General features: G+C 62.7%; 14 protein-coding genes, 1 tRNA gene and 2 pseudogenes. 11 read left to right on the top strand and 6 right to left on the bottom strand.

Annotation, left to right across the window (positions count from 1 at the left end; all coding sequences use genetic code 11):
* Window positions 1-100 precede the first annotated feature (100 nt).
* The 3 genes from moaA (at window position 101) to BLS13_RS13840 (ending at window position 2,034) form a co-directional block, all read left to right on the top strand.
* A complete protein-coding gene (moaA, locus tag BLS13_RS13850) occupies window positions 101-1,117 on the top strand; it encodes a GTP 3',8-cyclase MoaA (RefSeq protein ID WP_093452945.1) in 1,017 nt (338 codons plus the stop codon).
* Window positions 1,114-1,887, top strand: coding sequence for an NAD kinase (locus tag BLS13_RS13845; RefSeq protein WP_093452943.1), 774 nt, complete (start codon window positions 1,114-1,116; stop codon window positions 1,885-1,887). The genes moaA and BLS13_RS13845 overlap by 4 nt, the downstream gene beginning before the upstream one ends.
* Before the next feature lie 72 nt (window positions 1,888-1,959).
* A tRNA-Asn gene (locus BLS13_RS13840) sits at window positions 1,960-2,034 on the top strand.
* 556 nt (window positions 2,035-2,590) lie between these two features.
* On the opposite strand, the gene BLS13_RS13835 is transcribed toward BLS13_RS13840, so the two are convergent.
* Both BLS13_RS13835 and BLS13_RS21085 read right to left on the bottom strand, forming a co-directional pair.
* Entirely contained in the window at window positions 2,591-4,981 is a 2,391-nt protein-coding gene (locus BLS13_RS13835) for a TonB-dependent receptor (RefSeq protein ID WP_093452941.1), read from the bottom strand.
* A 134-nt stretch (window positions 4,982-5,115) separates the two neighbouring features.
* Window positions 5,116-5,344, bottom strand: a pseudogene (locus BLS13_RS21085) (ISKra4 family transposase); the annotation flags it as partial.
* A 284-nt stretch (window positions 5,345-5,628) separates the two neighbouring features.
* Here BLS13_RS21085 and BLS13_RS13830 point away from each other — a divergent pair.
* A complete protein-coding gene (locus BLS13_RS13830) occupies window positions 5,629-6,969 on the top strand; it encodes a sensor histidine kinase (protein ID WP_093452939.1) in 1,341 nt (446 codons plus the stop codon).
* Window positions 6,966-8,141: a sugar ABC transporter substrate-binding protein gene (locus BLS13_RS13825; protein WP_218123291.1), complete on the top strand. Its 1,176-nt coding sequence runs from the start codon at window positions 6,966-6,968 to the stop codon at window positions 8,139-8,141. The genes BLS13_RS13830 and BLS13_RS13825 overlap by 4 nt, the downstream gene beginning before the upstream one ends.
* Here the strand turns inward: BLS13_RS13825 and BLS13_RS13820 are convergent.
* Window positions 8,131-8,674 (bottom strand): annotated as a pseudogene (locus tag BLS13_RS13820) (DDE-type integrase/transposase/recombinase); the annotation flags it as partial. The gene BLS13_RS13825 and the pseudogene BLS13_RS13820 overlap by 11 nt on opposite strands.
* Before the next feature lie 117 nt (window positions 8,675-8,791).
* Between BLS13_RS13820 and BLS13_RS13815 the strand changes: the two are divergent.
* Window positions 8,792-9,379, top strand: coding sequence for a gamma carbonic anhydrase family protein (locus BLS13_RS13815; RefSeq protein ID WP_093452935.1), 588 nt, complete (start codon window positions 8,792-8,794; stop codon window positions 9,377-9,379).
* Between the two features lie 279 nt (window positions 9,380-9,658).
* Here BLS13_RS13815 and BLS13_RS13810 read toward each other — a convergent pair whose 3' ends face one another.
* Window positions 9,659-11,002, bottom strand: a complete 1,344-nt coding sequence (locus BLS13_RS13810) for a sensor histidine kinase (protein ID WP_093452933.1) — start codon at window positions 11,000-11,002, stop codon at window positions 9,659-9,661.
* Entirely contained in the window at window positions 10,999-11,658 is a 660-nt protein-coding gene (locus tag BLS13_RS13805) for a response regulator transcription factor (RefSeq protein WP_093453081.1), read from the bottom strand. The genes BLS13_RS13810 and BLS13_RS13805 overlap by 4 nt, the downstream gene beginning before the upstream one ends.
* A 177-nt stretch (window positions 11,659-11,835) precedes the next feature.
* On the opposite strand from BLS13_RS13805, the gene BLS13_RS21175 reads away from it, so the two are divergent.
* From BLS13_RS21175 to BLS13_RS13790, 3 genes are all read left to right on the top strand, one after another.
* Window positions 11,836-18,381 (top strand): VCBS domain-containing protein, encoded by a 6,546-nt coding sequence (locus BLS13_RS21175; RefSeq protein ID WP_093452931.1) that lies wholly within the window; start codon window positions 11,836-11,838, stop codon window positions 18,379-18,381.
* A gap of 143 nt (window positions 18,382-18,524) precedes the next feature.
* Complete coding sequence (locus tag BLS13_RS13795; RefSeq protein ID WP_256325878.1) at window positions 18,525-19,121, top strand: EF-hand domain-containing protein; 597 nt, start codon at window positions 18,525-18,527, stop codon at window positions 19,119-19,121.
* A gap of 155 nt (window positions 19,122-19,276) precedes the next feature.
* Window positions 19,277-19,978 (top strand): VIT1/CCC1 transporter family protein, encoded by a 702-nt coding sequence (locus BLS13_RS13790; protein WP_093453078.1) that lies wholly within the window; start codon window positions 19,277-19,279, stop codon window positions 19,976-19,978.
* Between the two features lie 107 nt (window positions 19,979-20,085).
* On the opposite strand, the gene BLS13_RS13785 is transcribed toward BLS13_RS13790, so the two are convergent.
* On the bottom strand, window positions 20,086-20,982 hold the full coding sequence (locus tag BLS13_RS13785) for an SMP-30/gluconolactonase/LRE family protein (protein WP_093452929.1): 897 nt from the start codon (window positions 20,980-20,982) through the stop codon (window positions 20,086-20,088).
* A gap of 157 nt (window positions 20,983-21,139) precedes the next feature.
* Here BLS13_RS13785 and BLS13_RS13780 point away from each other — a divergent pair, with 157 nt between their 5' ends.
* On the top strand, window positions 21,140-21,721 hold the full coding sequence (locus tag BLS13_RS13780) for a TetR family transcriptional regulator (protein WP_176943589.1): 582 nt from the start codon (window positions 21,140-21,142) through the stop codon (window positions 21,719-21,721).
* Between the two features lie 78 nt (window positions 21,722-21,799).
* Complete coding sequence (locus BLS13_RS13775; RefSeq protein WP_093453076.1) at window positions 21,800-22,741, top strand: SDR family NAD(P)-dependent oxidoreductase; 942 nt, start codon at window positions 21,800-21,802, stop codon at window positions 22,739-22,741.
* The last annotated feature ends 9 nt before the right edge of the window (window positions 22,742-22,750 follow it).

The following is a 22,750-nucleotide window of genomic DNA, read 5'->3' as shown; positions in this document are numbered from 1 at the left end:
AGACAGAAGGATCGAACGCCGACAGCCTTTTCTACGCAATAAATCCTTTCCCTTCACGGGCGCTTGCTCATGCAGCGTTAAAAGCATAATTCCCTTGCAGATGACGTCCATGCCACCCCCGGTTTCCAGCAGACTTTCCGACAGCTTCGGCCGTCGGATAACCTATCTGCGCATGTCGGTGACCGATCGATGCGACCTTCGCTGTCGCTATTGCATGTCCGAAGCCATGACGTTCATGCCGCGTCGGGAGATCCTATCGCTCGAAGAAATTGCTCAACTTGCCGAAGCCTTTGTCGCCCGCGGTGTCCGCAAGATCCGGCTCACCGGCGGCGAACCGCTGGTGCGGCGCGGCATTACCGACCTGGCCCACATGATCGGCAGATTGCAGGGCAACGGCCTCGACGAATTGACCCTGACAACCAATGCGACGCAGCTTGCCACGCATGCGGCCGGGCTCGCCGACGCCGGCATCCGCCGAATCAATGTCAGTCTCGACAGTCTCGATCCCGATTGCTTTCGTCACATCACGCGTCGCGGTGATATCGCACAGGTGCTGGGCGGGATTGCCGCGGCGAAGGCGGCCGGAATCGCCATCAAGATCAACATGGTCGCGCTCAAGGGACTGAACGATCATGAGATCGATCCGATGCTGCGCTGGTGCGCCGCCGAGGGTCATGATCTGACGCTGATCGAAACAATGCCCCTGGGCGAGATCGATGAGGATCGCACCGATCGCTATCTCCCGCTCGACCGGGTCCGTGCCGATCTTGAACGCCATCATACGCTGACCCCACTACCGGATCGCACCGGTGGCCCTGCCCGTTATTATCGGGCGGAGGAAGTGGGGGCGAGGATCGGCTTCATCACGCCGATGACCCACAATTTCTGCGAAGACTGCAACCGGGTTCGCGTGACCGCGACTGGCCGACTCTACATGTGCCTGGGGCATGACGATAAGGTCGATCTCCGCACGGCTCTTCGGAACGGCGGCCCGGCGGAACTGGACGCGCTGCTGAACCAGGCGATGCGGCTCAAACCGCTACGCCATGATTTCCGGATCGAGCGACGCGATGCGGCGCCTGCCGTCGAACGCCATATGAGCGTGACGGGGGGATGAACGAACCGCGGATGGCGCTTGTCGCCTCTCCGACCGATGGTGCCCAGGAGGCTGCCGAGCGACTGCACGGCCTCTACGAATGGCATCCGATCGAGCGTGCGGACCTTATCGTAGCGCTGGGTGGCGACGGCTTCATGCTGCGGACCTTGCACAATATGCTCGATGTCCACCGGGTCCTTCCCATTTTCGGCATGAATCTGGGCACGGTCGGCTTCCTGATGAACGAATGGAAGCCGGAGCTGCTGGAGCTGCGGCTGCTGCATGCCAAGGCGATGACGGTACTTCCGTTGCGCATGGACGCGGTGACCGTCAGCGGCGAACGTTTCTCGATTCCGGCGATCAACGAAGTCTCATTGTTGCGCGAAACCCGCGAGACGGCCAAACTCGAGGTCACCGTCGACGGCCGGGTGGTCCTGCCCGAACTGGTCTGCGACGGCGTGCTCGTCGCGACACCAGCCGGATCGACCGCCTATAATCTCTCGGCGCAAGGACCGATCCTGCCGCTCGATTCGTCGCTGCTGGCGTTGACCCCGATCAGTCCGTTCCGCCCCCGCCGCTGGCGTGGCGCGATCCTTCCCAACAAGACGCGCATCTCGTTTCGCGTGCTCGACAGCGCCAAGCGCGCGGTCAGCGCGGTGGCGGATCAGCGCGAAGTCCGCGACATCGAAAGCGTCTCGATCTCGATCGACCGGACGAGCCCACTGACATTGTTGTTCGATCCCGAACATGCGCTCGACGACCGCATCACGATGGAACAATTCGCCACTTGAAAAGATCGCAGCTTGGGCTTGCCACGCCCGATTTGACGCTGCTATAGGCGCGCCTCGCCTTTGGAAGGCTGTTCCCCGGTAGCTCAGTGGTAGAGCGTTCGACTGTTAATCGAATGGTCGCTGGTTCGAATCCGGCCCGGGGAGCCAGAACCCTGTCCAGGGATGTCCCAGGACGTCCAAAATCACCAAAAAAGCCAGTGTTTTCAGGACTGAGATGTCCCTGGGCACGTCAGCGCGTCCATATGCAGCCAGCCATTTTGCGGGTATTTCTGGGGGTATCAGCAAAATTGCCCCGAGGAGATACCCCCAGATGGCTCTCACAGCGACCGCCGTCAGCGCCGCAAAGGTCGGGAAAAGGTGTACAAACTAAGCGATGGCGAGGGTCTGTACCTGTTCGTCACCACGACTGGCCAACGCTACTGGCGCTCAATTATCGGTACGGCGGAGCCTTCAAACTCGTCCCGGAAGATCTTGGGTTCGTTGTCATCGAGCAAGTGCCCGGCCCGAAGAGCCCCCGCCCTGAACGCGGTCTGGTGCACTCCCGACAAATTACCCGAACTCATGGCCATCAAGTCTCTCCGTCAGAATTGCTTCCAACCAAGGCACTCCAATTGGGAAATGGCATCAATCTCGTTTTCGCACGTCGTCATATAATCATGCCCGCAGCTCGCGTGGGCGCTGCGGGCATGATTTGTCGGTTTGCTTACTTGCCGCCGAAACGGATCTTGGCCCGCAGACCATACATTCGCGGCTGGCCGATATAGCCGACATTGAAGCCGAAGCTGTTCGCCAGGCCCAGCACGTAACCGTAAGTGAACTGGTTCGTCAGGTTGGTGCCGAATGCCGAAATATCGATCGGCGCACCGGCAACGTTGCTCCAGGTTAGGTTGGCGTCGATCTGCTTGATCGGGGTGGTTGTGCCGATGCCGCCAGTGAAGAACGAAGACGTATAGCGATAATCGGCGCCGACCTCGATCTTGCCCATGCTCTCGTCCATCGGCAGCGTGAACGTGCCACCCACGTTCGTGCTCCATTTCGGCGAGAATTCGATTGGACCGCCAGATGCCGGCAGCGTCTTCACATTGTACTCAGGGAAACCCGGATCGGCGATTTCGAGTTTGGTGCTCAGATAGGTTCCGGCGGCATCAATGCGGAACAACCTGCCGAAGCGGATCGACCCGTCGACTTCGATGCCCGACGCGCGCGACTTGCCCGCGTTCAGCACCGACGTGGCGCTGGGATGGACGCCGGTGGTGTCCTGCAGGCCCACCAGGATCTGCTGGTTCTTCAGCTTCGAGTAGAACGCGGCGACGTTCAGATTGCCCGACACCTCCCCCTTGAAGCTGGCCTTCATGCCCAGTTCGTAGTTGTCCACTTGCTCCGGCCCGAAGGTCGAGACGCCAGCGGCGGCGAACGGGGTGACGCCGCCCTGTTTGTAGCCGCGCGAATACGTGCCGTAGAGCATGGTATTGTCGCTGGGATTGTATTGCAGGTTCAACGTCCACGTCGGCTTCTTGTTGGATGTCCGGCCCGAGAATACGCAGTTGGTGGCCGCCGGATAGCCGGCCGAGCAGCCGATGAATGTGGGGGTAACATAGCCGGCTCCGACGTACCCGTAGTTCAGGCCCTGCGCGCTGCCGTGGACGCGGTCATAAGTGTAGCGGATGCCGGCGGTGGCCTTGAGCTTGTCGGTCAGCTTGTAGGTGCCCTGTGCATAGGCCGCCATGTTGATGAACTCGATCGTTCCGCTGTTGGGAGTGGCAAACGAGCGAGGACTGGCGAGGCAGCGCGTGTGCAGGAAATCATTATAGTCCTGGGGCAGGCAAATCACGCCGATGCCGGGCGAACCGCCGGCGGTGCGCGACCCCGGCGTACTATGCTCGTAATAGAGCCCTGCCTGGTAGTTCAGGCGTCCGTTCGAGTCCGTCCCCTGAAGCTGGAACTCCTCGGTGAAGTTCTTCTGGTCGCTGCTGTGCGAACCGTCGGGGTTGAACGAGAACGATGTCGACAGGTAGCCCCCCGTCAAGGGGACCGCATAAGCGCTGCCGAAGATGTCCTGCCGCAGGTCCTGGATGAAGTGCGAGTAGGACGCGATGTTCTTGAGGGTGATGTTGTCGGTCGCAATCCACTTGGTGATGTTGATCGCCTGGAACTGCTTGGTCAAAGAACTGGGAGTGGGCAGCGTGTTCTCGACCGCGTAGCGCCCGTCCTCGCCCAGCGCGGTGCGGCGCGCAACCTGCGCCGCGGCGAAGGATCCGAAGCCCGCCGCCGGATTGGCACCGAATATTTGCGGGATGGAGCCGTTGTTGTGCGACCACAGATTGGACACGATCGTGTAGTTCTCGAGATTGGCCCCAAGGTCGAGCACAAGGCTGGCGCGCAGCGCGGTGTAGTTGGTATTGTTGAAATCATTGGGCCCGATGCCCGAGATGTTGTGAAGGAAACCGTCCCTCTTCTGCCGGTCGACGCCGAGGCGCAGCCGCGCCCACGACGCCAGCGGCGCGTTGACCACGGCCTGGATGCGCCGCATGCTGTAGTTGCCGTAGCTGCCTTCGACATAGCCCTCGAAGCGGTCGATCGGCTTAGTCGGGGTGATGATCACCGCGCCGCCGGTGGTGTTGCGGCCGAACAGGGTGCCTTGCGGGCCTTTCAGCACCTGGATGTTCTGGACGTCGAACGTGCTGCCGGGGCCTGCGCCATCGCCTCCCTGGAGCGAGAGACCGCTGCCACGCGGCGCCACGACTTCGCCGAAATACGTGCCGACCGCGGCCGACGTGCGCAGCTGCTGTGTGAAACCGCGGATCGAGAAGCTCGACTGCTCGGACGAATAGCGCGAATCGACCCCGAGACCCGGAACCACACGGGCAAGATCCTCGCTCGAGGTCACGTTGACCTTGTTGATCCGTGACTGGTCGACTACCGAGATCGAGATCGGCACGTCCAGCAGACGCTCCTCGATGCGGCGGGCGGTGACGATGATCGTGCTGGCGTCCGGCGAGGTGTCTTTTGCGGACTGGGCAAACGCTTGCTCGCCCGCGATCAACTGAACCGCGGCGGTGACCATGAGTGCACAACGATAGTGACGGCGGTTCATGATAGGCTCCCTCCTAAAGGAAATTCTTCGCAGTTGCTCTGTCGGCAACCGTTTTGACTAATTTCGCGCGCCGACAATGCACACACGCATTTGCCCGGGCAAGGAAAATATAAGAAACTAGGACAAAACGAGGGCTACGCGGCAGCTTTCAGGTCAGGATGCCAGCGTTGGAAGTATTTGCGCAAGTCACCATTGAGAGCTTGGGTGCGAGTTTGCAGCAATAGGTGTGCACCTCTTTTGGTCCAGCGTATTTGCTGTTTCTTGACCATTCGCCCGGGACGGAACTTGATTGACGGCTGACTCGGTGAAGCCAGATGAGATACGCTCGCCCTTGCGCCACTTGTCGCCATAGCTTGCGATAAAAAATGGCATTTTTGCGGATATAGATGCTGAATGGGCCGTTTGCTGACTGGCGTCTTTCAAGAACCGGAAATCGAGACGCGGACGTTCATTCTGTGTGAGGATGAGGATCCGCCGATAACCAGCGGAGCTTCACATGCCAGCCGACCGGTCGGTCGCCTATCGACACTGGTCATGCGTGCTCGTACGCTGCTCATCACCCGTAGCTGACATTCCGATCCTATGTTATCCGAGCTTGACGTTGGCACCGGGCCCGCAGTCGGACGCCAGGCTCAGGAGACCACGAAATGGCAAGCAGTCGCCTCGCCTTGGGTGTGACCGGAGGCCTTATCGTCGGCTTTCTCGCACTCTTCGCCATTGTGGGGATGACGATGTGGCTTGGCGAAAGGTCTAATACCCTGTTCCATAACGCGGCGTTGCAACGAGACACCCGCATGGCTGCGGTTGAACTGCGCGATGCATTGCGAACGGCGGAGTCCAGCCAGCGCGGTTACCTTCTGACCGGAAATGAAATCTACCTGGCTCCCTATGACACAGCCAAAGCGCGCGCGCGGCCGCAAATGTCCAAGTTCGAGCGTCTTGTTAGCACGGCGTCCCGGCCGCCGCCGTTCCTCTCCAGGCTGCGAGCGGCAGTGGAGGAAAAGATTAGGGAAATGGACCAAAGCGTCGCCCTGAAACGCGCCGGTTCCGACACGGATGCCCTGACGATCATCCGCAGCAATCGCGGCAAGGCGCTGATGGATGAGATCAATGTTTACCTGTACGGCGCGATGCTGGACGCCGACGAAAGATCCACCCTTTCCGAGGTCGAGCGGCAAAACAATGCCGCCATGCTGCGGTGGGTAGCCGTCGTCGCAACGTTCGTCATCGTTCTTGTCGTGGCTGCGGTGGCCTTCACGGTTTTTCGCAACAGGCAGGAAATCACACAGGCGCGTGACGAGGTGCGTGCAACCAACCTCTCGCTCGAGGAACGGGTTGAAAAAAGGACTCAGGAGCTAGCGCTTGCCCGAGAACGCGCGGAAATCCTGCTGTCTGAAGTCAACCATCGCGTTGCCAACAGCCTCCAACTCGTGGCGGCACTGGTCCACATGCAGTCTAAGACAGTTGCCGATGAATCGGCCAAGGGAGCCTTGAAGGAAACGGAGACGCGCATCCAAGCGATATCGCAGATTCACAAGAGCCTCTACACGTCCAGCGACGTAACATCGGTGGCATTGAATGATTATCTGGGCGTGATGCTGGACAATCTTGGTGTCGCCATGCGCAACGACGGCCATACGGCCCGGCTTACAAGCGTGCTCGATTCAGTTACCCTGCCCACAGACCAGAGCATCAGTCTCGGAGTGGTCGCCACGGAATTGGTTACCAACGCCTTCAAATACGCCTATCCGCCCGGGCAATCGGGCGATATCCGCGTCATGTTGCGAAAGCTTCCGGAGGGGAAGGCCGAGCTTGTCGTTCAGGATGATGGTATCGGACTGGGCGCCACTTCGCGCCCGGGTGGAACCGGGCTGGGGTCGAAGATAATCGCTGCGATGTCTGCTGCGCTGAAGACGAATGTCGAGTATATCAATCGGACACCGGGGACCGCGGCCCGGCTGGTGTTCTCAACCGCGCAGTCGGTATGATACTTCCCGCGCCATCAGTTCCGATGCGGTCGTGGAGGCTCGCGCTCAACAGGCACTTCGCGCGTGGCGCGCTGGCGGCGCTTCTTGCCATCACTTCGCCGCCGGCCGCTTACGCGCAAGGCAATGGCCTCACCAGGCCAGTGGCCCTTCCGGCCTTTGATCCGGCCCGGCAGAGCTGTACCAAGCCCAGGGCACTGCGGAAGGAGCTGGTGTTCGTTCAGGATAATGAACGTGAGTTCGTTCAGGGCATCGGGTACGGACTGGCGTTAGCTGCTTCAGAGCGAGGGATGAAGTATAGCGTATTACGCTCCGAAAATAATGCGGCACTGATGGTAAGGCAGATCAATCGCCTCCGCACCAACAAGACCGGCGCAATCGTTGTCGCTCCGATAGATCCGCCCTCGCTGAGCCCGGGTCTCAAGAGGTTGATCGGAAGCGGGGCCTATGTTGGGGCGATCGTGCCGCCGCCCGCCATTACGATTTTGAATGCGCCGCAGTATCGGACCGGCGCGGTGCTGGCGGAAGCTGCGGCAGCACATATCCGTACGCGTCTAGGCGGAAAGGCCAAGGTGGTATTGCTGACTCACGACAATTTGCAGTTCCTCGCGCCTCGCTTCACCGCGATGCGCGATACGTTGCGGCAGCTCCCCGGGGTAACCATCGTGGCCGACATTTCGCCCGCCACGGTAGACAAAGCAGGCGGATATCGCACCATGAAGATGATCCTGCTTGCGCAGCCGAAAGTCGACGTGATCCTGGGCGCCGACACTGTGGTTCTTGGAGCGCTGGACGCTCTGCGCGAAGCTGGCAAGGCGCGACCGAGCCAGTTTCTTGGGGGCATTGACGGAGAGCGTGAGGCAGTCGCGGAGCTAAAGAATGCAGGGAGCCCGTACAAGGCCAGCATCAGCTTGGCATCCCCAATTTTTGGTTACGCGATGGGGCGTTTCGCTTCCGACTGGTTGGAGGGGAAGTCCGTGCCCCAGGCTATGGACATCCTTCCAAAGGCTCTGACGATTGCCAATATCGCGCAATATGAGCGCGACATCGGTGATCCCAAAGCCGTTTACACCGATCCGAGGCGCCGCAATTCCTATTTGAGGATGTATGGGAACATTTGTTTCGATAGCCGCTTCCAATACATAAACTTCCCTTGGTCTTCCGAGCGCAGGTAACGAGCTGGGCCATCATGGTGTCGCTCATCGACCAGCCCACCACCCTGCGGGAGAACAGGTCTACGACGGCGGCAACGTAAAGCCGCCCTTCCGCGGTCCAGATATAGGTGAAGTCAGCCACCCACTTCTGGTTAGGTCTGTCGGCCGTGAACTGGCGATCCAGCACGTTGGCGGCGATAACCGAGCGTTCACCATGGTCCTTAGGCAGACCACGACGGCGTGGCCTGGCTCGCAGGGTGAGCCAGGCCTGAAAGCCGCTTCGCGAGACACCGAGCGCCCTACACATCCACGCCACCGGCCAGATCCCTCGGTGCTTCGCGGCGCAGCCGCTCGATCTCCAACTGCTCCAGCTTCAACTGGCCATGCCCCGGAACCGCGTGCCCCGGATCGGTGGCCAACTCCTTGACCCTTTTACGCAGCACGTTCTTGGGCACGCCGAGATCGCGAGAAGCCTGGGCAACCGCCACGCCGCGCTCCCGGACCATCCTTACCGCCTCAAGTTTAAACTCTCGGGCAAACTTCCTCCGTTGCATTGATGCTCTCCGATCAGTGAAAACACCTTATCTCGGTGTCCACCAAACCGGCAGCAGCTCAAACAGACGATTTCGGCAGCATCTTGTCGGCGCTGAATATTGCCCTAGAGGAAGGGCATGAACGATCATCCCGATTATCCCGGCGCCACCATCCTGCCATTCAACGGCGTCTGGCCGCGTATCGATGCCAGTGCATTCATCGCGCCCGGATGCCGCATCATCGGCGACGTGGAGATCGGCCCGGATGTCAGCATCTGGTACAATTGCGTCATCCGCGCGGACGTGAACGTCATCCGCATCGGCGCACGCACCAACATCCAGGACGGAACCGTCATCCACTGCGACAGCCCTGGCAGGGAGGACGGCCGCCCGGCCGATGGCTGGCCGACGATCATAGGCGAAGACGTGCTGATCGGTCATATGGCGATGATCCACGGTTGCACGCTGAAGGACCGGGCCTTCATCGGTCTGGGCGCCATCGTGATGAGCGGATGCACAGTCGAGAGTGATGCGATGCTGGCGGCCGGCGCCATGCTTTCGCCGAACAAGACTGTGCCGCACCGGCAGCTTTGGGCAGGGCGGCCCGCCAAATATATGCGCGACCTCACCGACGCCGCGCTGATCGACATGGGCGAAGGCGTGCAACATTATGTGCAGAATGCGAAGGCACACAAGGATGCCGTAAAGGCCGCCGGTCGGGGTTGAGGCTGGCGGGCCCAAGGCGCAGCCAGCGGATGGCACCCTGGCAATCCGCAGTCCGCGCAGATGCTCGGCTTCACACTTACGCGGGCCCCATTCGGCCAAGAGTAAACTGACCAGGAGGCAATTGCGTAATAGCTATTACGTCGATGATGACGGATGGCGGGGAAGCAGCGATGTCTATGTCGGCGAGCAGCGCCTGGGGCGTTACTGGTGACGCGCCAGATGATGCGCCCTGCCATTTCGGATCATCGAACATAATAATATTGTTACGCGTCGACCAATTCACGCGATTGGCAGCGCGACGATTACGGCGATTCCCCGCGGCCGATTTTCCAACCGGATCGTACCGTGATGCTGCTCGACCACCCGCCGCGCGATCGAAAGGCCGAGACCGCTGCCGGGCTCGTCGTGCGATAGCCGCACGAAACGGTCGAACACCGCCTCCAGCCGATCGGCCGGGATACCGGGGCCGTCGTCGGTCACGCGCAGCACGCACCGCGCTGGTTCTTCCCGGGATAACGACACGCCGATCGTGCCGCCAGCCGGCGTATAGCGGATCGCATTGTCGATTAGGTTGCGGACCAGTATCCGCAGCGCATCCCCGTGGCCGGCGACGCAGATGCCCGGCGCGATATCGGCCCCGATGCCCTGATTTCGGTCGAGCGCCAGCGGCGCAAGATCGCGCGCGACATCGGCCACGAGTTCGGAAAAATCCACGCGGTCGGGCGTCGCGCTGCTGTTCGTCAGCCGGTTCAGCAACAGCAGATGATCGATCACCGCCGTCGCCCGATCGGTGGCGGCGACAAGCTGGATCGCGCTTTCCTGCCGCGCCGCATCCCCCTCCAGTTCACGCGCGACGATCTGCGCCCGCGTCTTGAGTGCGGCAAGCGGCGTGCGCAATTCGTGCGCGGCATTGTCCGCGAATTCGCGCTCGCGATCGATCGTCAGCCGCAGCCGTTCGATCAGCCGGTTGAATGCCGCAAGAAAGGGAGCGATCTCGATCGGAATACTGTGACCGCTCAGCGGCTGCAGATCGTTGCTGTCGCGACGGTCGACGTCTCTGGAAATCGCCCACATCGGCCGCATCGCGCGCGTCACCTGCAGGTAGGCGATCACGCTGGTCGCTATGATCAGCAGCAGCAAGGGCACGATCAGGCTCTCGACAATGTGGCGAACCATCGTCTTCCGCAATGCGTAGGGTTCGCTGACCTCGATCGTGATCGGCAGTTCGGGATGGCGCAGAGCGTAGATTCGCCATGGTTTTCCGTTCACATCCCGGTCGCTGAAGCCTTCGGGCGGCGGGCCAGCCAAAGGCGCCGGATTTGGCGCCGATTGCGTCATCAGCACCTTGCCGGACCAGATCCGGAACCCCGTCCGCGTCCCCAGCATCGCATGCAGATCGGCGGGCTCGACGGTGGCGATCAGGCCTATCGCCTCCCCTTCCGCCGCCTCATGCTTGGCGAGAACCATGAGGAAGGCCGCCTCTTGCTCCATCTGATCATCGCGCAGCACCGATATCGCGCGCCCCGATAGCAGCACTGTCGATATACTGATCAGCGCGACTACGAGCACCAGCGGCACGATGATCGCGATCAGGGTCGCACGGCGCAGCGAATAGAGTTTCATGGGTTCTTCGGAATCACGTAGCCGAGCCCGCGGATCGTGCGAATAACGTCGCGGCCGATCTTCCGGCGCAGATGCGATAGATGCACTTCCACCGTGTTGCTTTCGATCAGATTGTCCCAGCTGTATAGCCGCTCCTCGATCTGGCTCTTGCTGATGACCCGATCGATGTTCGTCATCAAAATATCGAGCACCGCCATTTCCCGCGCGGACAGCGCTACCGGATCGCCATTACGCGTGAGCCTGCGCGCGGCCGGCTCATAGGCCAGTTCGCCATAGGTGATCACCGGCGAGGCGCGTCCCTGCGAGCGGCGAATGATGGCGTCGCAACGTGCCATCAGTTCATCGAGATCAAATGGCTTGGTGACATAATCATCAGCCCCGCCGTTGAGCCCGGCGACCCGATCCGCCAGCGCGTCCCGCGCCGTCAGGATCAGCACGGGCAACGGATTGCGGCGCGCACGAATGCCGCGGAGCAGATCGAGACCCGATCCGTCCGGCAATCCGAGATCGAGAATCGCCAGTTCATAGCTGTTGGCATCGATCGCAGCTTCGCCATCGGTCATCGTGCGGCACCAGTCGACCGGGAAGCGCGGGCGCAGCCCGTCCACGATGGCGGAGCCCAGCATGTCATCATCTTCGATCAGCAGGATGGTCACGCTGCTGGCCTCCCCCAAAAGGCCGATCGATTGCCCGTTTCCACCTTCAGCTAGGCTTAAGATTCGCGGCTAACAAGCGCGATCGTCGGCAGGCGATCTGTTCCCCCGTGTGCGTCTGCCGACGCAAACCGAGCGCCATCATGGCGTCGATCATATTGCGTCCAACTGGAGAGTGAAATGCCCGTGCCCCAGACCGAAGTCTTCCTCGCAAGTGCGCTGGCCAGCGGGCAGGCTTATCGGTTCCTTCCGAACGCCGCCGGCGACTTCGCCGCCACGACCTCGGCCGCGCCTGCGGCACCGTGGATTTCGGCGATCAGGGATATCAATGGCGATGGGCTGCCTGATCTGATCTTCGGCGCCCCCGGCGACGACGACAAGGCGGTCGATGCGGGCCGCATCTTCATTCATCTCGGGCTTCCGGCCAGCGGCAGCACGACGACGCTCGGCAGTTCGACGACCGATATCATCATCGACGGTATCAACGCCGGTGATCGCGCTGGTGCCTCTGTCTCGACCACCAACGATCTGAACGGTGACGGGCGGGCCGACATCCTGATCGGCGCGCCTGGCATGGAGCGCGGTACCGTCGTCGATGCCGGCGCGGCCTTCGTGATCTGGAGCCCCGCAGCGGCCGGCGGCATCGATCTCAACGATCCGTTCACCGCGGGCGGCAAGGGGTATGTCATCAAGGGTGAAAATGCGGGTGACGTGGCCGGGACGACCGTGCTGTCGATCGCGGACCTGAACGGCGACGGCAAATCCGACGTGATCGTCGGCGCACCGGGTAATGACGCGGGCGGGGCCGATGCCGGCGCAGCCTATGTCGTGTTCGGCAAGAGCAGCGCAAGCGCGGTCAATCTCAGCAGCGTCGCGGCCGGTACCGGCGGCTACAAGATCATCGGCGACAATGCCGGCGATGCCGCGGGGCATGTCATCGCCACGATCAGCGACCAGAATGGCGATGGCAAATCGGAAATCCTGATCGGCGCGCAGCACAGCCAGATCGGCGGCATCGATTCGGGCTCGGTCTATGTGGTGTTCGGCAAATCCACCGGCACAGCCGTCGACCTGACCAACGTCGCCAATGGTACGGGCGGCTATGTGATCAAGGGCGTGGCCGGCGATGGCGCCGGCGCGGCGGTGGCCAATGTCGGCGATCTCAACGGCGATGGACGCAGCGACATCCTGATCGGCGCGGCCAATTCCGACGGCGCCTATGTCGTGTTCGGCAAAGCCGATACGACCACGGTCGATCTCGGCAATGTCGCGCTCGGCGTCGGCGGCTACAAGATCATCGCCGAAAATGGCGGCGACCTGACGAATATGACAGTGACAGGCGGAGTCGACCTCAATCGTGACGGAATCAACGACATCGTGATCGGCGCGCCCAATAACGGCGAAGGTGGAACCGACGCCGGGGCGGTCTATGTCGTGTGGGGCGGAACGGGCACCGGGACCATCGATCTGTCGGCAATCGCGCAGGGGATGGGCGGCGCGAAGATCGTCGGCGCAGCCGGAAGCCTGACCGGATCAAGCGTCGCGATCGTTCCCGATATCAACGGCGATGGCACCTCGGACCTGATGATCGGCGCGCCAGGCGCCGGCGAAAGCGTCTATGTGCTGACCGCACCGACCAGCTGGCAGCCGGACGCGAACATCTACGGCACGCAGGGCAATGACGTCATCGACGTCGGCTTCGGTGGCGGCGCGCATATCGTGGGAGCGGGTGCGGACACGGTCGTCGCCCTGGGCGGTGACGACATCATCAGCACCGGCGCCGGCAATGACGTTATCGACGGCGGCACCGGAGCCGACACGATGGCCGGTGGTACGGGCAACGACACCTATCTTGCCGATAATGCCGGGGACGTGGTGATCGAACAGGCCGGCGAAGGCACCGACACGGTGCAGGCCAGCGTCTCCTATGCGCTGTCGGACAATGTCGAGAATCTCACGCTGACCGACGCCGCGGCGAACGGCACTGGCAATGCGCTCGACAATGTCCTTACCGGCAACGGTTTCGCGAACACGCTCGATGGTGGGGCCGGCGCCGATACGATGATCGGCGGAGCGGGCAATGACAGCTATGTGGTCGACAATGCCGGCGATGTCGTGGTTGAAGCCGCCGGCGGCGGCACGGATACGGTCAACAGTTCGATCGACTATACTCTCGGCGCGAATATCGAAAACCTCACACTCGTCGGCGGTGCCCATATGGGCACCGGCAACGCGCTCAATAACGTCATCACCGGCAGCAACGGCAGCGACCTGCTCGATGGCGGCGCGGGCGCCGACACGCTGATCGGCGGGGCAGGCAACGACAATTACGCCGTCGACAATGCAAGCGATATCATCGTCGAAGCGGCAGGCAGCGGCACCGACAGCGTCACGGCGTCGGTCGACTATACACTCTCCGCCAATGTCGAAAATCTCACGCTCACGGGAGCTGCTCATAGCGGCACCGGCAATGCTCTCGACAACCAGATCACCGGCACCGCCGGCAACGACACGCTCGACGGTGCCGCCGGCGCCGACACGATGATTGGCGGCGCGGGCGACGACACCTACAAAGTCGATAATGTCGGCGACACGATCGTCGAGGCCCCCGGCGGCGGCACCGATACGGTGGTGGCATCGATCGACTATATGCTGGCCGACAATGGCGTCGAAAACCTTACGCTGAGCGGCGCCGCGCATGTCGGTACCGGCAATAACGGCGACAATATCATCACCGGCGGCAGCGGGGCCGATACGCTGGATGGCGGCGCAGGTGCCGATACGCTGGTCGGCGGCGCCGGCGATGATCGCTATATCGTCGACGGCGCAGATACGGTCGTCGAACAGGCCGGCGGCGGCACCGACACGATCGTCGCCGCGACCGACATCACGCTCGGCGACAATGTCGAGAATCTCGAACTGTCAGACAGCGGCACGGTCGGCACCGGCAACGCGCTCGACAATATGCTGACCGGATCGGACGGTCACCAGACGCTGAACGGCGGTGACGGCAACGACATCATCGATGGCGGCTCGGGCACCGACACGATGGTCGGCGGGACCGGCAACGACACTTATTATGTCGACAATATCGGCGACGTCGTGGTCGAGGCAGCAGGCGGCGGCAACGATACGCTGGTCAGTTCGATCGACATCACCGCGATCCCCGACAATATCGAGAATATCAAGCTGACCGGCACCGCACACAATGCGACCGGCAATGACGGGGCGAACCATATATCCGGCGGCAGCGGCAACGACGTGATCGATGGCGGGGCCGGCGACGATGTCGAAATCGGCGGCGACGGCAACGACACCCTAATCTCGCACGCCGGCACAGATACGCTGTCCGGCGGCGCGGGCGACGATCGCTACGTCATTTCGGGCGGATCGGTGCATATCGAGGACTTTCTCGGCCACAACACGATCGATGCCAGCGACGCCAGCGGCGACAGCGTGATCGATCTCTCGGGCGCCAGCGGCAGCACGATCGGCGGCCAGAGCTGCGACCTGGGGGTCGGCGGCACCGTAGCCTCCCCGCTCGACGTCCAGTTCCTGCAGGATCTGACCGGATCGTTCGGCGACGATATCGCCACCGTGCGCGCGCTGGTGCCTGCGATCACGACCGCGCTGCAGACGGTGCAGGCCGACAGCATGTTCGGCGTCTCCACCTTCGTCGACAAGCCGGTCTCGCCGTTCGGCGCGCCGGGCGAGTGGGTTTATCAGATGGCCCAGCCGTTGTCGGCCAGCGTGAGCACGCTTTCCGCCACCTATAACGCGCTCACCATCCGCTTCGGCAATGACGAGCCGGAGGCGCAGATCGAATCGCTGATGCAGGTCGCGCTGCACACCAGCGAGATCGGCTTCCGCGCCGACGCGGCCAAGTTCGTCGTGCTGTTCACCGATGCCCCCTTCCACCAGGCCGGCGACGGCATCCTGGGCGGCATCACCACGCCGAACAATGGCGACGCCTTCACCCCGGGCAACGGCGCGCTGGAAGACTATCCGACGGTCGCACAGCTCCAGTCGGCGCTGACGGCCGCGAACATCATCCCGATCTTCGCGATCGCGAACGGGTATAATGCGGTCTATCAGGGCTTGGTCGATACGCTGGGCCGCGGCGCGGTCGTCACCCTGACGCCGGACAGCAGCAATGTCGTCGCGGCGATCTCGACCGGCCTGACGGCGGCGACCACCACCCATATCCAGGATGCGGCCGGTGGTGCCGGCAACGACACGCTGACGGGCGGGTTCGAGAACAACCATCTGTGGGGCAATGCCGGCAACGACGTGTTGAGCGGCGGCCTGGGCAACGATACGCTCGAAGGCGGCACCGGCAATGACGTGCTGCACGGCGGCGACGGCACCGATACGGCGGTCTTCGGCGGCGCGTGGGCCAATTATGACGTGAGCACCACCGCCGACATCACGACGATCACCGATCATGGCCCAAGCGGCGACGGCACCGATACGCTCGACACGATCGAGCAGGTCACCTTCGCCAACGGCACCTTTGCGATCGCGGACATCGTCAATGTCGGCCCGGTCGCGGCCGACGATGTGGGCTCGGCGCTGATCGAGGCCGCTGCCGGCGTAACGGGTGTCGCGTCCGCATCGGGCAATGTGCTGGCCAACGACAGCGACGCCAATCTGGCAACCGCCGGCCTCGGCGAGACGATCCGCGTGGCCGACGCCCGCGCCGGCGCGCCAGCCGACACGGGCACGTTCAGCACGGTGAACGGCGCGACGACAATCGACGGCCAATATGGCACGCTGACCATCAACAGCGACGGCGGCTACAGCTATGCGCTCGACAACAGCCGCGCGGCGACGCAGGCGCTGAGCGACGGCCAGCAGGTGCAGGAGCTGTTCACCTATCATGTCGCCGACGTGCATGGCGCGACCTCGGCCGCCCAGTTGTCGTTCGCGATCGAAGGGACGACCGATACGGTACTCGTCACCGTCTCCACGGCGGCCGACAGCTTGCTGGTCACAGCCGGCCAGCCGTCCGCGCTCGCGGCATCGGTGCTGCTGGCCAATGACAGCGCAACCGGCGGCGAGGCGCTGACGGTGACCGCGGTATCGAATGCCGTGGGCGCGACGGTCGACCTCGTCGACGGCAATCTCGTCATCGCCGCGGGCACGGGTGCCGCCAGCTTCGACTATACCGCCACCGCGGCGTCTGGAGCGACCGCGACCGGCCATGTCACGACCGCGTCGGTGACGACGTCCGACCTCGCCGACAAGATCATCGCCAACGTCAAATATACCGCGGCCGACCTTCAGGGCCAGGGCGGCAACGACACGTTGACCGGCACCGGTGGCGACGATCATCTCGTCGGCAGTCTGGGCAATGACAAGCTGGTGGGCGGTGCGGGCAACGACGTGCTGATCGGCAGCGGCGGCGGCGATATGCTGGACGGCGGCGCGGGCGCCGACCGGATGGAGGGGGGCACCGAGAACGACACCTATATCGTCGACAATGCGGGCGACCAGGTGATCGAACTCGCCAATGCCGGCACCGACACGGTGAAGGCCGGCATCGCCAGCTACACGCTGACCGACAATGTCGAAAATCTCGTCGCGACCGTCAGCGGCACCTTCACCGGCAATGCGCTCGGCAACAACATGACCGGCAGCGCTGGCGATGACACGCTCCAGGGGCTGGACGGCAACGACAGGTTGACCGGCGGCACGGGCAACGATGTGCTGGACGGCGGCGTCGGCAACGACACGCTGGATGGCGGCATCGGCGCCGACCGGATGATCGGCGGCGCGGGCAACGATACGTTCGTCGTCGATAATACGGGCGATATCGTCGTGGAAAATGCCGGCGATGGTACGGACACCGTCAAGACCGGCCTCGCCGACTATATTCTCGGCGACAATATCGAGAATCTCGTCGCAACCGGCGTCGCCGCATTCACCGGAACGGGCAATGCGCTTGGCAATACGATCACCGGCGGCGCGGGCGACGACCATTTCTACGGCCTCGATGGCAACGACAAATTGCTGGGCGGCCTCGGCAACGATACGCTCGACGGTGGCACCGGCAACGACACGCTCGATGGCGGCGCGGGCGCGGACACGATGATCGGCGGTGCGGGCAACGACACCTTCATCGTCGACAATATCGGTGATGTCGTGATCGAAGATGCCAATGGCGGCACCGACACGATCAAGACCAGCCTCGCCAGCTTCACACTGGACGGCAATATCGAGAATCTGGTGAGCACGATGCTCGGGTCGTTCGAAGGCACCGGCAACAGCCTGGCCAACATCATCACCGGCGGCAGCGGCGACGACATCCTCAACGGGCTTGGCGGCAACGACAAGCTGATCGGCGGGGCGGGCAACGATGTTCTGATCGGCGGCGCGGGGGCCGACACGCTGACCGGCGGCGACGGGGCCGACATCTTCCGCTTCCTGCTGACCGGGGATCTCAGCGCCATCGCCGGCAAGACCGACACGATCACCGATTTTTCGTCAACCGCAGGCGACCATCTCGACTTTTCGGCATTCGACGCCGATCCGCTCGCGGTCGATCATCAGGCGTACAGCTTCATCGGCTCGGCCGCCTTCGATCATCATGCCGGCGAATTGCGCTTCGACAGCACCGGACTGATCACCACCGTCTATGGCGACACGAACGGCGATGGCGTGGCCGACTTCATGGTGAAAATGGCGGGCGATATCCACCTGACGGATCACGATTTCATTCTGTAGGGCACGTGTCTCAGGGTGGCTCGCCATTCGCGCGCATTGGCAGCCTGCCAGCTGGCGCATCTCATGGTCACCCACATCACGGTCTGGTGCATCATCGGAGGGCGGCCTACACCATCGCTATCGCGCTGATGGAATCGATGCTCATGAAGCCCAATAATCTTCCACTTGTCATCCTGCTTTCGGTGACGGCTTTTTCCGCGGCCGCAGCCCGCGAGCCTGGCGTCAGCCATGCCGCCGAGCATTTGTTCATCAGCCCTATGGGCGAACCGTTTCGCGGCGACGCCGGCCGCGCAGCCCTGATCGCGGCATGGTTCAACGGCGCGGACACTGATCACGACGGCAAGCTGAGCCTGGCCGAGTTCCGGGCCGACGCCGATCGCTTCTTCAACACGCTCGACACAAATCATGACGGCGAGATCGATCCCGATGAGCTGGACCGCTACGAAAACAAGATCGCACCCGAAATTGGCGCAGGTAACGGCTTCGGCGGCCCCTCTGCCTTTAGCGGCGCCGTGGGCGCGGCCCATTATGGCATGCTCGATCTCCCCGAACCGGTCGCTTCAGCAGATGCCGATTTCAATCGCGGGGTGAGCCGTGTCGAATTCCAGCGCGCCGCGACCTTTCGCTTCCGTGCCCTCGATTTCGAACATCACGGGCAGCTCACCCTGGCGGACCTGCCCGCGCGGCCACCGAAAATAGCACCTCACAAGACGGAAGAAGCGCCGCAACCAAGCGAATGAGCGCCTTGGCGGGGCACATCTGTCCGCTCGCTCGCGATCGCGATGGGGGAACTACCTATGGAGCGAAGGTGGTCGGTCCCGTAGCCTTCATCCCCGCAGCGCATGTCGAGGCGGCGAACGAGGCGGCGGCGAGGCCCCGAAGGGCGAAGAGCACGATGACTAGGCTTCACCGCAATCCCGAACACCATCTCGTCTCGCGGATCGGCTGGCTTCGCGCGGCCGTGCTCGGCGCGAATGACGGGATCGTCTCGACCGCCAGCCTGATCATCGGCGTCGCGGCGGCGGCCGCGAAACCGGGAGACATACTGGTGGCGGGGGCTGCCGGGCTGGTCGCCGGAGCCATGTCGATGGCGGCCGGCGAATATGTCTCGGTCAGCTCGCAATCGGATACCGAACAGGCCGATCTCGCGCGCGAGCGGGCTGAACTGGCGGGCAACATCGATGCCGAGGTGAACGAACTGGCGGGCATCTACATAAAGCGCGGCGTCGATCGGGTAACTGCCGACGCCGTGGCACGCCAGTTGATGGCGAAGGATGCGCTCGCCGCCCACGCCCATGACGAACTCGGCATTTCCGAGATAACGACCGCACGGCCGATCCAGGCCGCACTCACCTCCGCCGCAACTTTCACGACTGGCGCGGCCCTCCCGCTGGCGATCGTGATCTTCGCGCCCGCGACGCGGCTGGTACTGGTCGAAGCGGTTGCGTCGCTCCTGTTTCTTGCGCTGCTTGGCGGCGTCGGGGCACGTGCAGGCGGAGCTCCGGTGTGGGCCGCAACGCTGCGCGTCACGTTCTGGGGCGCGCTGGCGATGGCGCTCACCGCCGGCATCGGGCTGCTGGTCGGCACCGCAGTGTGACGCCGCCGCGCCATGCCCGGTCGTGTCGCCAGAGCGGCGCGCAATCGGGTCAATTGTAGTGTTTTGGTCAGTAATTGACTCTTAGTCCAGGGTCCGGCCGCGAGCGATCAGGCCCTGGCTGACAAGGTTTCCGGGATACCCCGCGAACCGGTTTCGACAGCGAAGATATCGCCGCCCAACGGAGACACGGGGAGGCCCATATGCGATTCCAGCCGGCAGGAGGTGATGAAGAGCGTGGACATATCCTTGCCCCCGAAGGCGACCATGGTCGGCCCCAGAACAGGCATTTCGAAATGAAGGTCGAGCTTTCCATCGGGCGTGAACCGCGCCACCCTTCCCTTGTCGCCATAAGGAACCGCAGCCCAGTAGAAGCCATCGCTATCCACCGTCGCTCCATCGGGAATACCGAAGCCTTCCGGCATGGCGGCGAACAGCCGTTCATTCGTCGGCGTACCGGTGATCGCATCATAATCATATTTCAGCACGATCCGCCCTTCAGGCCGCCAATCGGAGCGGTACATGGTCTTTCCGTCCGGGCTGAACGCGGTGCCATTGGGCACCATCACGTCCGGTATCACCCGCGTCACCGTTCCCGCCTCATAGCGGTAGAACCCGCCTTCCGGTGGCCCGTCGATCTTGAAGGCGAAGCGGATGCTGCCGGCCCACAGACGCCCCTGGCGGTCCGCCTTGCCATCATTGAACCGGAACTCGGCGGGATCGAAGGGCGCATCGCAGATCTTCTCGCATTTGCGCGCGGCGAAGTCGAAATCATAAAATCCGTCGCTGCAGGCCAGCACGGCGCCCCCGCCCTCGCGGAAATTGAAACAACCGGGGATCGCCGGAACCGGCCAGTCTTCGTTTCGGCCCGTCGCCGGATCAAAGCGGTTGAAGGTCTTGCGCTCGATATCGACCCAAAACAGCGCCTGCTGCTCGACAGACCATGACGGCGACTCTCCAAGCTCAGCCTTGATATCGAGCACATGCCGGATTTCGAACTCTGCCATTCCTCTCCCTTTCGATCACGATTCGACGTGCCCGATCACATGCCCTGCGCGCAATAATTTTGGCAGTTGACTGCCAAGTGATGGTGTGGTTCCTAGTGAAACCATGATGTCATTGCAAGTCACCTTCCATCCGCCCCCAGCGGATGAAAATTCCGACATGCGCTCCCGCAAGAAAGCGCGCACCCGTTTGGCGATTCAGGACGTGGCGCTGAACCTCTTTGCCAACCAGGGCTATGAGGAAACGACCGTCGAGCAGATCGCTTTCGTGGCGGACGTTTCCGCCTCAACCTTCTTCCGCTATTTTGGGAGCAAGGCAGATATCATCCTGAACGATCAGGATTCGCAGTTGCCCAGCCTGTGCGCCGCAATTCGCGCCTTGCCCGCCGATGTTGTTGATCTCGAGGCAGTACGCCTGGCGCTCCAGGCGGAATGGGTGCCGCAGATCGATCTCGAACGCACGATCCGAACGGCACAGGCTGTGGGCCGATCTGCCTTTCTGCGCGGTCTTGCTTATGGTGTTGGCGTTGGGTGGGTGGACGCGGTCGGAGCGACGCTCCTCGAACGGCGCGGCGCTTCCACCGATCCTGATTCCGCGGAGGAATGCCTGCTCGTCGCCCGTACCGCGCTGGGCGTGTTCGGCAATGCGATCGCCCGGTGGATCGCGTGCGATGCGCCGGAAGACTTCAGCGTCCTGATCGACAAGGGTTTCAAGCTGATCGAACGGATGTGCAAATGCTGAGCCCGCACGATGACCCCAGCTGAGCCGGCCATGATGGCGACGAAGACAATATCAGCACCAGTTCCGGGGAAGCATGCGGTGATACGTTTCGAAGATCAGGTCGTCGTCGTGACCGGGAGCGGCAGAGGCCTGGGTCGCCTCTATGCGTTGGAGTTCGCGCGTCGAGGCGCCAGTGTCGTCGTCAATGATCTTGGCACATCGAGCCGCGGCGACGGCGCCGATGCCTCGGTTGCCGATGAGGTCGTGGCGGAGATCAGAGCCGCCGGCGGCAAGGCGGTCGCGTCCTGCGACAGCGTCGCGACGCCCGAGGGCGGACAGGCCATCATCGACGCGGCAATGGACAATTTCGGCCGGGTCGATGTGGTCGTCAACAATGCCGGCATCATCCAGTTCACGCCCTTCGAAGATGTTACCCCGGAGGCCTGGCGCAAGACGCTCAACGTCCATCTGGACGGCGGCTTCTATGTCAGCCAGCCTGCGTTCCGCATCATGAAGCGGCAAGGTTACGGACGGTTCGTGTTTGCATCCTCGATATTCGGCGCGTTCGGATCTCCAGGCGTATCGAGCTATGCCGCGGCCAAGGCCGGGCTTCTCGGCCTGTCCAACGTCGTGGCGCTGGAGGGCGCCAATTACGGCATCCGATCGAACGCGGTGCTACCGAGCGGCTTCTCGCGCATGGTGACCGACCAGGAGACGGGAGGCCCCATTCCACCCGGCCGGCAGGCGTTCTACGATGCGATCCGGCCGGAACTGGTCACCCCGCTCGTAATCTATCTCGGAAGCCGCGAATGTACGCTGACGCATCGCGCGGTCGCCGCGTGCGCGGGGCGTTATTCCAGGGTGTTCACTGGCTACGCCGAAGGCTGGCTTTCGGAACAGGGCAGCACGCCGAGCCCCGAAGATCTGGCGGAGCGGATCGCCCGGCTGGAAACGACCGATGGCTTTTTCGTCCCGGAATCATCGGCAGACGAGACGATCACGGTTTGTCAGCAGCGTGGGGTCGATTTGAGACAAATGTAGTATTGGCGG

The organism is Sphingomonas sp. YR710, from assembly GCF_900101455.1.
Lineage (GTDB): Bacteria > Pseudomonadota > Alphaproteobacteria > Sphingomonadales > Sphingomonadaceae > Rhizorhabdus.
The sequence above is the reverse complement of the archived record's forward strand: the minus strand, read 5'-3'. Positions and strand labels throughout refer to the sequence as shown.

Excerpts from the sequence above, each read along its gene's own strand:
- moaA (WP_093452945.1), top strand. The coding sequence starts at position 101 with ATGACGTCCATGCCACCCCCGGTTTCCAGCAGACTTTCCGACAGCTTC.
- BLS13_RS13845 (WP_093452943.1), top strand. The coding sequence starts at position 1,114 with ATGAACGAACCGCGGATGGCGCTTGTCGCCTCTCCGACCGATGGTGCC.
- BLS13_RS13835 (WP_093452941.1), bottom strand. The coding sequence starts at position 4,981 with ATGAACCGCCGTCACTATCGTTGTGCACTCATGGTCACCGCCGCGGTT.
- BLS13_RS13830 (WP_093452939.1), top strand. The coding sequence starts at position 5,629 with ATGGCAAGCAGTCGCCTCGCCTTGGGTGTGACCGGAGGCCTTATCGTC.
- BLS13_RS13825 (WP_218123291.1), top strand. The coding sequence starts at position 6,966 with ATGATACTTCCCGCGCCATCAGTTCCGATGCGGTCGTGGAGGCTCGCG.
- BLS13_RS13815 (WP_093452935.1), top strand. The coding sequence starts at position 8,792 with ATGAACGATCATCCCGATTATCCCGGCGCCACCATCCTGCCATTCAAC.
- BLS13_RS13810 (WP_093452933.1), bottom strand. The coding sequence starts at position 11,002 with ATGAAACTCTATTCGCTGCGCCGTGCGACCCTGATCGCGATCATCGTG.
- BLS13_RS21175 (WP_093452931.1), top strand. The coding sequence starts at position 11,836 with ATGCCCGTGCCCCAGACCGAAGTCTTCCTCGCAAGTGCGCTGGCCAGC.
- BLS13_RS13795 (WP_256325878.1), top strand. The coding sequence starts at position 18,525 with ATGAAGCCCAATAATCTTCCACTTGTCATCCTGCTTTCGGTGACGGCT.
- BLS13_RS13790 (WP_093453078.1), top strand. The coding sequence starts at position 19,277 with ATGACTAGGCTTCACCGCAATCCCGAACACCATCTCGTCTCGCGGATC.
- BLS13_RS13785 (WP_093452929.1), bottom strand. The coding sequence starts at position 20,982 with ATGGCAGAGTTCGAAATCCGGCATGTGCTCGATATCAAGGCTGAGCTT.
- BLS13_RS13780 (WP_176943589.1), top strand. The coding sequence starts at position 21,140 with ATGCGCTCCCGCAAGAAAGCGCGCACCCGTTTGGCGATTCAGGACGTG.